General features: G+C 60.5%; 10 protein-coding genes and 2 CRISPR repeat arrays. Of the genes, 7 read left to right on the forward strand and 3 right to left on the reverse strand.

Going from position 1 to position 12,149, the window contains the following annotated elements; genetic code table 11:
- Positions 1–286 precede the first annotated feature (286 nt).
- From cas3 to cas2, 7 genes are read left to right on the forward strand one after another with little or no spacing between them, the layout of a single operon-like run.
- Positions 287–2,695 (forward strand): CRISPR-associated helicase Cas3', encoded by a 2,409-nt coding sequence (gene cas3, locus ACZM22_RS09290; RefSeq protein ID WP_489543859.1) that lies wholly within the window; start codon positions 287–289, stop codon positions 2,693–2,695.
- Between the two features lie 3 nt (positions 2,696–2,698).
- A complete protein-coding gene (gene cas5c, locus ACZM22_RS09295) occupies positions 2,699–3,430 on the forward strand; it encodes a type I-C CRISPR-associated protein Cas5c (RefSeq protein ID WP_489543860.1) in 732 nt (243 codons plus the stop codon).
- Positions 3,431–5,224, forward strand: coding sequence for a type I-C CRISPR-associated protein Cas8c/Csd1 (cas8c, locus tag ACZM22_RS09300; protein WP_489543861.1), 1,794 nt, complete (start codon positions 3,431–3,433; stop codon positions 5,222–5,224). It begins immediately after the preceding gene.
- Positions 5,225–6,082 (forward strand): type I-C CRISPR-associated protein Cas7/Csd2, encoded by an 858-nt coding sequence (gene cas7c / locus ACZM22_RS09305; RefSeq protein WP_489543862.1) that lies wholly within the window; start codon positions 5,225–5,227, stop codon positions 6,080–6,082.
- Positions 6,072–6,734 carry a CRISPR-associated protein Cas4 gene (cas4, locus tag ACZM22_RS09310; protein WP_489543863.1) on the forward strand — a complete coding sequence of 221 codons (663 nt, stop codon included), beginning with the start codon at positions 6,072–6,074 and terminating at the stop codon, positions 6,732–6,734. Before cas7c ends, cas4 begins: the two co-directional genes overlap by 11 nt.
- Positions 6,731–7,762 carry a type I-C CRISPR-associated endonuclease Cas1c gene (cas1c, locus tag ACZM22_RS09315; RefSeq protein WP_489543864.1) on the forward strand — a complete coding sequence of 344 codons (1,032 nt, stop codon included), beginning with the start codon at positions 6,731–6,733 and terminating at the stop codon, positions 7,760–7,762. Before cas4 ends, cas1c begins: the two co-directional genes overlap by 4 nt.
- Before the next feature lie 4 nt (positions 7,763–7,766).
- On the forward strand, positions 7,767–8,057 hold the full coding sequence (gene cas2, locus ACZM22_RS09320) for a CRISPR-associated endonuclease Cas2 (RefSeq protein WP_483268902.1): 291 nt from the start codon (positions 7,767–7,769) through the stop codon (positions 8,055–8,057).
- Between the two features lie 233 nt (positions 8,058–8,290).
- Positions 8,291–9,548: direct repeats of the CRISPR family, unit length 33 nt; unit sequence GTCGCCCCCCTCGCGGGGGGCGTGGATTGAAAT.
- Positions 9,549–9,651: 103 nt separating this feature from the next.
- Positions 9,652–10,030: direct repeats of the CRISPR family, unit length 33 nt; unit sequence GTCGCCCCCCTCGCGGGGGGCGTGGATTGAAAT.
- Positions 10,031–10,036: 6 nt separating this feature from the next.
- Here the strand turns inward: cas2 and ACZM22_RS09325 are convergent.
- The 3 genes from ACZM22_RS09325 to ACZM22_RS09335 form a co-directional block, all read right to left on the reverse strand.
- Positions 10,037–10,372 carry a hypothetical protein gene (locus ACZM22_RS09325; RefSeq protein ID WP_489543865.1) on the reverse strand — a complete coding sequence of 112 codons (336 nt, stop codon included), beginning with the start codon at positions 10,370–10,372 and terminating at the stop codon, positions 10,037–10,039.
- 425 nt (positions 10,373–10,797) lie between these two features.
- On the reverse strand, positions 10,798–11,805 hold the full coding sequence (locus tag ACZM22_RS09330) for an asparaginase (protein WP_489543866.1): 1,008 nt from the start codon (positions 11,803–11,805) through the stop codon (positions 10,798–10,800).
- Positions 11,806–11,823: 18 nt separating this feature from the next.
- The coding region (locus tag ACZM22_RS09335) for a M55 family metallopeptidase (RefSeq protein ID WP_489543867.1) at positions 11,824–12,149 on the reverse strand (326 nt) is incomplete at its 5' end.

A 12,149-nucleotide genomic window follows, 5' to 3' on the forward strand; every position in this document is an offset into this window, starting at 1 on the left:
GTATGACACCATCCACACCCCTGACTATTTCTCAGATTTACAATATCTGACAAATGGAGCTGCGCAGGGCACGGCAGGAGATGTTCCCCTGCCATGCCTTGCGCAGTTTCTCCTTTTTACTCTTTCAATCCACGGGAATACCCGACCCGCACAGTGTGGCAAAATCCACAAAATCAGCTGGCACGACAATTTTTTTGCTATGCATATTTACAGTTCTGCTTGCGTGTGCTATGGTTAAAGCATCAACATATGCGCGTTAAAAAATATATGACAGGATGTGATCGCCATGTATCCTGCCCATATCCGCGAAACCGGAGAGCGGCAAACCGTCCGGGAGCATTGCCGGAACACGGCGGCGCTGGCCGCAAACGCACTGCGGCCGCTGGGTCTGGAAAAAAGTGCCTATCTGGCCGGTCTGCTCCACGACGCCGGAAAAAACAAACAGGAGTATGCGCAATACCTTTCGGAGGCTGTCAGCGGCGGGAACGCCGTCCGTGGCAGTGTCAACCACACCTTCGCCGGCGTGCGCCTTCTTCTGGATCGGTGGCACGGCCGCTGCGATGCATTCTCCTATTCCGATGTGACCGCAGAGCTACTGGCCTTTGCCGTTGGCTCACATCACGGTCTGTTTGACTGTATCGACCCCCAGCAGCACAGCGGTTTTTTTCATCGCCAGACCAAGGAGGGGATCTTTTACGATGAATCCCGACAGGGCTTTTTGGCGGAGGTTGCTGACGAGGAGGAGCTGGAGCGCTTGTTCCACAGCGCCGTCCGGGAGATGACCCCGATGCTGGATCGGCTGGCGGCTCTGTCCACCCAAGTGGACGACAATGAGGCGGATCGGGAGACCGCATTTTATATCGGCCTTCTGGCCCGGATGCTCCTGTCCGCCGTGATCGAGGGAGACCGCACGGATACCGCGGCCTTTATGGACGATTTGAAGCCGCCCTCTTTCCCGGAGGATATGCGCCCCATATGGGCGGGGCGGCTGGCGTTCATGGAAAAGCGCCTCTCGGAATTTCCCCGAAAAAGCCCCATTGATTTGGCCCGGCGGGCCATTTCGGACACCTGTGCCGCCGGCGCCGTCCGGCCCGGAGGGGTCTACCGCCTGAACGTCCCCACCGGCGGTGGAAAAACGCTGGCCAGCCTCCGCTTCGCATTGACCCACGCGGCAAAACGGAACTGCTCCCGGATCATCTTCACCGCGCCGCTGCTGTCGATCCTGGATCAAAACGCTCAGGTCATCCGCGATTACATAGGAGACGACACCTTGATACTGGAGCATCACTCCAACCTTGCCGAGCCGAAGGAGACGCCGGAGCGCTTGCAGGAGCTGGAGCTGCTCACCGCCTCATGGTCGGCGCCGATCATTATCACCACGCTGGTGCAGCTGCTGAACACCTGCTTCAGCGGAAGGACCAGCGCCATCCGCAGATTTCACGCGCTGTGCCGCAGCGTCATCGTGATCGACGAGGTGCAGACCGTTCCCGGCAAAATGCTGACGCTGTTTAATTTGGCGGTCAACTTCCTGTCCGAGATCTGCGGTGCCACTATTGTTCTGTGCTCCGCCACCCAGCCCTGTCTGGAGGCAGCCGACCATCCGCCGCACCGCCAGCCCGTCGATCTGGTTCCGCAGCAAAAGGCACTGTGGGACGTCTTTAAGCGCACCGACATCCAAAATGCCGGATGTGCCAAGCTGGAGGAGCTCCCGCAGATCGTTGCGGAGGCACTGTCGTCGTGCGACAGTCTGCTGGTGGTGTGCAACACGAAAAAGGAGGCGGCGTTCCTGTTCGAGTCGCTGCAAGCCGCGAATTGCCGGTGTTTCCATCTGTCCGCCGCCATGTGCGTGCAGCACCGCAGGGAGACTCTGCAAGCCTTGCAGTCCGCGCTGGACAAGCCCTCCGCCGACAACAGGCAAAAGGTCGTCTGCGTCTCCACGCAGGTGATCGAGGCCGGTGTGGACATCTCCTTCCAGCGGGTGATCCGCTTCTCCGCCGGAATGGACAGTGTCGTGCAGGCGGCAGGGCGGTGCAACCGGCACGCCGAGCAAAAGAAGCCCGCCCCTGTCCGCCTCATCCGGTGTACCGACGAGCGGCTGCGCGGTCTGGACGACATCGTGCGTGGGCAGAACGCCACCACCGCGCTGCTGACCGCCTTTTCCCAAACGCCGGAGGCTTTCCGGCACGATCTGTCCTCCGAGGAGGCCATCCGGTTCTACTATCGCCGGCTATACGCAGAGATGGAGCCCGGCTTTCAGGACGACCAAACCCCCGCCCACGGCTCCCTCTATCATCTGCTGGCAGATAATCCCCGCTATGCAGACGCCAACTGCAAGCAAGGGCAGCGCTATTTTCTGCGTCAGGCGTTCCGTCTGGCAGGCGGCCTTTTTCAGGTATTCGACGAGGACACGGGCGCCCTGCTCGTACCCTACGGAAGAGGGCGCGAGCTGCAAAACACGCTGTGGAACGCCGCTCAGGTCTACGGGCAGAAGGATTGGGCAGTCATACGCGGCTGCATTGACGAGGCAAAGGGCTACTGCGTCAGCGTCTACCGCTATCAGCTGGAGCGGCTTGAGGCCCTCGGCGCCGTGACCTCTCTATTCGACGGCGGCGTACTGCTGTTGTCCGACGGTTTTTATAACGAACGCACCGGTTTTTCTCTGGAGGCCGGTACCCGTGATTTTCAGGAGGTGTAGCGATTGAAAACAGAACATCCCAACATCGTAGAATTTGAGGTATACGGAGACTACGCCCTCTTCTCCGACCCGCTCATGCGTCTGGGCGGTGAAAAGTGCAGCTATCAGGTACCCACCTATGAGGCGCTGAAGGGCATTTTGTCCTCCGTATACTGGAAGCCTACCTTCATCTGGCGGATCCTGGACGTGCGGGTCATGAACCCCATCCAGACCGAGGTGAAGGGCATCCGCCCCATCAAATACGGCGGCGGCAACGATCTGGCGTATTACACCTATCTGAAAAGCTGCCGGTATCAGGTGCGGGCCTGCTTCGACTGGAACGACAACCGTCCGGAGCTGTGCGGCGACCGAAATGAGAACAAACATCACTGCATTGCCCGCCGAATGATCGAAAAAGGCGGGCGGCGGGACATTTTTCTGGGCACCCGGGAATGTCAGGGCTACGTAGAGCCCTGCGTATTCGGAAACGGCGCAGGCGCCTACGACGATCTGCCGGAGCTGGGCTTCGGGCTGATGTACCACGGCATCACCTACCCGGATGAGGCCTACTCGGAGGAGACCCGCGGGCGGATGACTGCGCGCTTTTGGTATCCGGTCATGAAAAACGGCGTCATCCACTTTCTCCCGCCGGCGGAATGTCCGGGGCAAAAGCCTCTGCGGGAGATGCCTATGAAGGTCTTCTCCGCCGATGAGGGCAATTTTATCGGTCTGCGGGAATTTGGGGAGGTGGAGTAAATGGGACTGATGCAGCAAGCCTATGACACCTACTGTGCCATGGAGCCGCAATACGCCGGCATCTACGGCAAGGCGAAGGAGCCACTGGTTCCTGTTTCGCACCAAATCGTAAACGCAGAGCTGGAGCTCACTCTGGACGCGGACGGTCATCTGCTGGACGCCCGTTCCGTCGAGGCGGAGCAGGCCGCCACGATCATCCCTGTGACGGAGAGCTCCTCGGGGCGAACCGGCAAAGCCCCCGGCGCACACCCTCTATGCGACCAGATTCAGTTTCTCTCCCCGCTGTATCCCGCCAAATACGAAAGCTACCTGACACAGCTGCACCGCTGGGAGATATCACCCTACGGCCACCCCAAGCTCTCCGCCATCGCCCGCTATGTGGAGAGGGGGACGATCGTTGAAGACCTGGCGCAGCGGGGTGTGATCTCCCTGAATGAAAAGGGGCTACCCACCAAGGAAAAGCAGGTGGTCCGCTGGCGCGTGGAAACAGGTGCGGAAAATGAGACGCCCGCCTGCTGGCAGGATCAGAGCCTCTTCCAAGCCTTCATCGACTACTATGCATCCACGAAATCCGGGAAGCCCGCGTTTTGCATGGTTACCGGTAAAAACGCCCCGCCAGCCAGCCAGCACCCCAAGAAGATCATCAACCTGTGCGCCAACGCCAAGCTGATCTCCGCCAACGACACCAGCGGCTTTACCTATCGGGGCCGCTTCACAGACGATTCGCAGGCCGCGACCATGAGCTATGAGGCATCGCAGAAGATCCACAGTGCGCTGCACTGGCTGGCGGCGACCCAAGGCGTCTTCATCGGCGGGCGCACCTTCCTGTGCTGGAATCCGCAGGGCATTGAAATCCCCAAGCCGCAGGCCGCCTTTCTGCGGCGGAGCGCCGCCAGGCAGATAAAATACTCCGACTATCGAAAGGCGTTGTCGGAGACTCTCCGGGGCTGGCAGGAGACGATCCCACGGGACGCCGGCGCCGTGGTGGCCGCCTTTGACGCCGCCACATCCGGACGTCTTTCCCTCACCTATTACAGCGAGCTTCCGGTCTCTGATCTTCTGGAGCGTCTGCACAACTGGGATGCACTTTGCTGCTGGGAGCATTCCTCCTTCGGCATACAGTCTCCCTCGCTTTCGCAGATCGCGGACTGCGCCTTCGGCACGGTGCGCGTCTCCGACAGACAGACAAAGCTGGAAACGGACGAGCGCGTCATGCGCCAGCAGGTACAGCGGCTGCTCTCCTGCCGGGTGGACCGGGGCAAAATGCCGGCGGACATCGCCCGCGCCGCTGCGGCCAAGGCGTCCAACCTGCAGATCATGGACGCCGCCCTGCGGGAAACGGTATTGTTCACCGCCTGCGCGGTGCTTCGGAAATACAAATATGATTGGTACAAGGAGGAATGGAGCATGGCACTGGAACCGCAGAAGAAGGATGTCAGCTATCAGTATGGACGGCTTTTGGCCGTGTTTGAAAAACTCGAGCGAGATACCTATGATTCCAATGAACAGCGAGAGCCCAACGCGATCCGGATGCAGTCCGTGTTCGCAAAGCGTCCGCTCTACGCCAGCCGGATCATCTGGGAGCAGTTGAAAAAGGCGTACTACCCCAAGCTGGCGCCCGGTGCCAGAATAAAATACGACCGCATCATTGAGCAGATCATTCAGGAAATTTCCTCCTTCCCGCAGGCGGAACAGGAGGAGTCCCTGAAAGACACCTACCTCTTTGGGTACTATCTGCAGCGCAGTGCGCTGTACACATCCGGTAAAACCGAAAACAGTCAGGAGGAAGAATAAATGAGCAGCTTACAAAACAAGATCGATTTTGTGGCACTGGTCTCCGTGACCCGCGCCAACAGCAACGGTGACCCTCAGAACGGCAATCGCCCCCGCACCGACCTGAACGGCTTCGGTGAGATCTCCGACGTGTGCATCAAGCGCAAGATCCGCAACCGGATGCAGGATCTGGGCAAGCCCATCTTCGTTCAGTCGGAGGATCGGTGCAGCGACGGCTGCGGCAGCCTCAGCGAGCGGGCCTCCGCCGCCATGAAGGGCATCAAGGATCGGGAGGAATATGCCCGGCGCGCCTGTGAGACGTGGCTGGATGTGCGTACCTTCGGGCAGGTGTTCGCCTTTAAGGGTAAGGATGATGCAAAGGGCTTGTCCTGCGGTGTGCGCGGGCCGGTCTCTGTGCATCAGGCGTCCAGCCTGTCCCCCGTGGAGATCGAGTCCCTCCAGATCACCAAGAGCGTAAGCGGCAAGAAGGAGGAAAAGGGTGAGAACCGCGCCTCCGACACCATGGGCATGAAGCACTTTGTCCGCTTCGGCCTGTACGAGATCAAGGGCTCCATCAATGTCCAGCTGGCGGAAAAGACCGGCTTCTCCGAGGAGGACGCCGACACGGTCAAGGAATGTCTGCGCACCCTCTTTGTGAACGATGCCTCCTCCGCACGGCCCGACGGCTCCATGGAGGTGGTAAAGCTGTTCTGGTGGCGGCACAGCTGCAAGGATGGGCAGTATTCCTCCGCGAGGGTCCACCGCTCCGTCAAGGTCGCTCTGCGGGACGCGGGTACCATCCCCACCGCTGCAGACGACTATGTGATCTCGCTGGAGGCACTGCCGGGTCTGGAGCCGGAGGTGATCGATGGCGTATAATGAGGAGGACTTCCTACAGCTCTCCGGCTTACAGCATTTCCGGTTTTGCAGGCGGCGGTGGGCGCTGATCCACATCGAGCACCAGTGGGCGGAAAACTACCGCACCATTGACGGCGCGATCCTCCACGAAAACGCCCACGACACGGACTTTCAGGAGCGGCGGGGCGACCGTTTCATTACGCGGGGCGTCAGCGTCTATTCTGCGGAATTGGGTGTATCCGGACAGTGCGACGTACTGGAATACCACCGGGGCGCTGTCGGGATTCCCCTCTCCGGAAAAGAGGGACTGTGGCAGCCGTACCCTGTGGAGTACAAGCGGGGCCGCCCCCGGGAGGACACCGGCGACACCCTGCAGCTATGCGCGCAGGCCATGTGCCTGGAGTCCATGCTCTGCTGCGACATCCCCGAGGGCGCACTCTATTACGGGGAGATCCGCCGGCGAGAGAGGGTTTCCTTCACCCCGGAGCTGCGCGCAGGGGTGCGGGAGCTGCTGGCGGAAATGCACGAGCTGTACCGCCGGGGCTATACCCCCAGGGTCAAGCCCACCAGATCCTGCAGCGCCTGCTCCTTAAAGGAACTGTGCCTGCCCAAGCTGATGAAAAGCAGAACCGTCTCCGCGTATCTCCGGGCGGCCATGGAGGAAGCACCATGAAGCAGCTTCTCAACACGCTATTTGTCACCTCTGAGGACATCTACCTCTCGCTGGAGGGGGAAAACGTGCTGGCAAACCGAGACAAGACCGTCGTCGCCCGCTATCCGCTGCACACGCTGCAAGCCATCGTCAGTTTCTCCTATGCCGGTGCCTCCCCCGCGCTGATGGGAAAATGCGCGGAGGCCGGGATCGGTCTGGCCTTCTGCTCCCCGCATGGGCGTTTCCTCGCCCGCACCTGCGGTGAGAGCAGCGGCAACGTGCTGCTCCGGCGTGAACAGTACCGTGTTGCCGATGACCCCGCCCGCAGTTGTGCGATAGCCCGCACCATGATCTTCGGCAAGCTGAGCAACGGCGCCGCCCGCATCCAGCGTACCCTGCGGGATCACGCGCCCCGCGTGGCGGGCTGCGGTCTGGAAGACGCCGCCGCCAACATCCGGGCCATGCTGCCGCAGGTGCTGGCTGCCGCTGACTTGGACACCCTGCGGGGAATAGAGGGTGCTGCCGCCACCGCGTATTTCAGCGTCCTCGATCACATGCTCCTGAGTCGAAAGGAGGCCTTCTTCTTCCACGGGCGCAGCCGCCGCCCGCCGCTGGATCGGGTAAACGCCATGCTGTCCTTCGCCTACAGTCTGCTGGCGCACGACTGTGCCAGCGCCTTGGAAAGCGTGGGGCTGGACAGCTATGTAGGCTTCCTCCACCGCGACCGGCCGGGACGGCAGTCGTTGGCGCTGGATCTGATGGAGGAGCTGCGGCCCTGCATGGCAGACCGCTTCGTGCTGACCCTCGTGAACAATCGGATGCTGCGCCCGGAAGACTTTCAGGTGCAGGACAGCGGCGCGGTGCTGCTGTCCGATGAAGGCCGTCGGAAATTCCTGAAGACCTGGCAGGAGCGGAAACGGGACACACTGACCCACCCCTATCTGGGGGAAAAGCTGAGCTGGGGCATGGTCCCCTATGTGCAGGCGCTGCTGTTGGCCCGCTGCCTCCGCGGCGACTTGGACGGCTATCCGCCTTTTTTATGGAAGTGATGCTATGCTGGTGCTGATCACATACGATGTAAACACCGAGGACGCCGCCGGACGCAAGCGCCTGCGGCAAATTGCCAAAAAGTGCGTGGACTATGGACAGCGGGTGCAAAATTCCGTGTTCGAGTGCCTGCTGGACGCAGGACAGTGCCGCCGCCTGCAGGCACAACTCCTGTCCATCATGGATCCCGAGAAGGACAGTCTGCGCTTTTACTATCTGGGGAAGCAATACGAGAAAAAAGTGGAGCATTTCGGTGCGAAGAGCACCTACCTGCCGGAGGATCCCCTGATCCTCTGACACACGTCTCCCGGCACGGCGGTGGTACAGCGCACGGGCATCCGGGACGCGCCTTCCCGCCCCTTGCGAAGTCCAAGTGACCAGTAATTGTCGGGAGGTTCGCAAGGCTTTTCCCGAGAAAGCGCCGGTCTTTCCCCGGTTTTCTCGGGCAGCCACCCCGTATTTTCCCCCAAAAAACGCAAAAATTCTACTTATTTGTCAAAGATCCGCGGGTAAAACTGTGCATCTTTGCTGTCGCCCCCCTCGCGGGGGGCGTGGATTGAAATTTTTACGTCCACGACCTTGCCCTTTTGCTTGCCGTCGCCCCCCTCGCGGGGGGCGTGGATTGAAATGCCTGTAACATCACCTGGAACGATGAGGCTACAGACGTCGCCCCCCTCGCGGGGGGCGTGGATTGAAATGCTCATCACCGGTTTTTCTTCATCCACGCGGCATGTCGCCCCCCTCGCGGGGGGCGTGGATTGAAATAAGCGCGGCATGGAGGGCGCAGATGTCAAGACCTGTCGCCCCCCTCGCGGGGGGCGTGGATTGAAATCCGGATATGGTACATCCGCCGGTTTCTGTCCACCGTCGCCCCCCTCGCGGGGGGCGTGGATTGAAATTGCGCTGCGGTGTGGATGTCGTGTATCTGCCCAGCGGGTCGCCCCCCTCGCGGGGGGCGTGGATTGAAATCAGTGTCAGCCACTTGTCACGGCTGAAGCCTGTCGTCGCCCCCCTCGCGGGGGGCGTGGATTGAAATCCGTTCGGCATAGTCCATGCTGCCGTAGATATCCACGGTCGCCCCCCTCGCGGGGGGCGTGGATTGAAATTCCTACGGTAAGGCGCAGATCACGGAAGGTCGTATGGTCGCCCCCCTCGCGGGGGGCGTGGATTGAAATGAGATAGCTCTCCATTACCGATGGTCCTCCAGCTTGTCGCCCCCCTCGCGGGGGGCGTGGATTGAAATAGGGGCTTACACAACTTATCACGCAGGCATCTCAAACGTCGCCCCCCTCGCGGGGGGCGTGGATTGAAATGTCGGTCGAGTATGTCAAGAAGTGCCGCCGCAACGTCGCCCCCCTCGCGGGGGGCGTGGATTGAAATGAGGAAGAAACCGGCTTCTGGCACTACGAGTGGGACGTCGCCCCCCTCGCGGGGGGCGTGGATTGAAATGCAAGAAGACGAAGTTTGTAGACAAGGCCGTGAAGTCGCCCCCCTCGCGGGGGGCGTGGATTGAAATATCCGCGCCGACGGCAGGGACTCCGGGAGGATCGTGTCGCCCCCCTCGCGGGGGGCGTGGATTGAAATTTGCTGCCGACATCGCAGGCGCGAAGGCCGCAGCGTCGCCCCCCTCGCGGGGGGCGTGGATTGAAATCACCAAGGGCCTGGGCTCCCGCACGGGGGAGTATGGTCGCCCCCCTCGCGGGGGGCGTGGATTGAAATCAAAATGTTGGCGCTGAGCTTGTCGATATAAAGCTGTCGCCCCCCTCGCGGGGGGCGTGGATTGAAATGTCGTTGAGGTGGCGCCCTGCGTGCTCCCCGATGCAGTCGCCCCCCTCGCGGGGGCGTGGATTGAAATTGTGACGGCGATGCACTGGGGGTTCACCGACGGGCGGTCGCCCCCCTCGCGGGGGGCGTGGATTGAAATGGCAGCATGAACCGACCGCAGGACAAGATACAGTATCGTCGCCCCCCTCGCGGGGGGCGTGGATTGAAATTAGCTTGTCGGCGCGATTTTGGCCAACCATGCTGTCGCCCCCCCCTCGCGGGGGGCGTGGATTGAAATACCAAGGGCCGCATGGCCGTGGTGGAGGGGCGCTGTCGCCCCCCTCGCGGGGGGCGTGGATTGAAATAGGGCGTTGGAGGTCTTGCCCACCTTGAACAGCGATGTCGCCCCCCTCGCGGGGGGCGTGGATTGAAATACCACTACCATCCCCAGCAAGGAGGAGCTGTCCGCCGTCGCCCCCCCCCTCGCGGGGGGCGTGGATTGAAATAGCCGCTCACACAGCTCCGCGCCGGTCACGGCCGTCGCCCCTTCGCCCAGTTTGCCCGCCGGGTGCGCCCTTATGATGATCAGAAAAATCCAGCTTCGTGCCGTCCGTGGTAATGTATCCGTTTTCGTTCCGGTTGTTCGTCTCCCCGAAAAACTCCTTTGCGGATTTTGCATGGTCTTTTTTCTCCGCCTCCGAGTAAGCTTTCAGCGAAACCAGCAGCGGCTTGACATTCTCACTGACATTGGATATACTGCGAGTAAGACCAAACTTGGTTCCCCCGAACGGCGTAGAGCGCCCTAAGGCATTGAACCATTTTTTGGTCTCTTTTTTGTTTTCTTCCAAATGAAGCAGTTTATCCTCGGACCCTCCCTATGAATGCGCACAGAAAGCAGATCATTGTGAATACCGCATGCTGTTCCTGCTGTCTTTTCCAATCAGACGGCAGGCTTATCGTGCTGCGCACAGGAGTCCGATAAGTCACAGAAATCATACATCCCGTCTGTTTCAAGAAGTCACCTTCTTTGAACAGACGGGATTTTTGTATTTACATGAGGTATAACAATAATCGAATCCCATGAGCGTATGACCGCGAAGCTGTGCGCCTTCGCAAGAGCATACCATTCGACCTATGCCCGGAAATCGGGGAAACGTTTTATCCGGAGCACCATGCCGGCATAAACAAAACCACCTGCCAAGCGGGTGGTTTTGTTTATGCTGCTTTCTGGCAAGAGGACAGATGCGCTCTGTTTTGCGTGCAGCCCGTGCCGTTAGCAGAGCTGCTCCAGTTGAAAGGCCAGCTCGGTGCGGCCCACAACGGCGTGGTGGTTGTTGTAAAGGTTTTTGTCGTGATAGCGGGGCAGAGAACAGGCTTCCTCCGGTGTGATGACGCCGAGCTGGGTGAGAACCGAGAGGATGGCATACGGGACGATGGAGGAGGCGCCGTCCTCCATTTTGAGGGCAATGCCGATCCCCTTATCCTTGATGCCCACGGCATAGAATGCGCTGGCGCCTGATTTGCAGAAGATTCGGTCGCCGAAGGCGGCCATCAGCTGCGTGCAGATGCGATCGGTCCCTGCCACCATTTCCGGATGTGCTGTCATGGCGGATGTGATACGCCGGAGGACAGCGGCCCGGGTGGGGGCGAAAAGCGTGGGGAGGGACATGCGGGCGTAGCCCTGTGCCAGCCGGTAAAGGGGCAGCGCGTGGACCGGAACGCCGCAGCCGTCCACGGCCAGATGGACTTCGGAGGTCTCCACGCCGCACATTTCAGCGAACACCGAGAGGATACGCTGCTGAACAGGGTGCTCCGGAGAAATATAGTTCTCCAGGGATTCCCCTAAATGGCGGGCGGTGATGAGCATACCGGCGTGCTTTCCGGAGCAGTCGCAGTAGATGGGCGCACGGGGGATGCCGGCGATCTTCAAGGCGTCCTCGGCGGGGACATACATGGGGTATTCCGACCCGCAGCACAGCTGGTCGGGGGAGAGCCCGGCCTTGTGCAGGATGCTCTCCACGGCCTTTACATGAAAGGGCTCTCCGTTGTGGGAGGAGCAGATGACGGCCAGCTCCTGTGGGGTAATGCCATAATGCTCCAGCGCACCGCTCTCTGCCACGGGGATCGCCTGAAGGGGCTTGGCGGAGGAGCGGGCAAATGTAAGACGCTCCGGATCACCGAGCTTCCAAAGGATCTTGCCTGTGTGATCCGTTACCGCGATGTGTCCCCGGTGGATCTGATCCACCAGATCACCGCGGTATTGATAGGCAATAACAGCCATAGCATATACCTCCGTTTCTTAGATCACAAAGTAGAAAAAGCGCAGCACATCACCGTAATCATCGGCATCAAAGGCCACGGTGGTGGGAGAGATGAGGCTGGCGCCGGGATAGGGGGAGCATCCATAGGCGTCATAATGATGTACATAGGTGACCTCCACGTGGAAGTGCTCGGGAAGTGCCGGAGGTACGGCTGTCTTTGCCGCCGCCACAGCCTCGGCCATCATGCCCTCGATCTCCTCGCGGACAAGCTCCGGGGTCTTTGTCAGAACGCCGTAGCCGTGGCCGGATTTGGTTGGTACGGTCAGCAGGCCGGGTACGGTGCGCGCCGCAGCCGCACACATCC

Source organism: Vescimonas sp. (assembly GCF_057856985.1).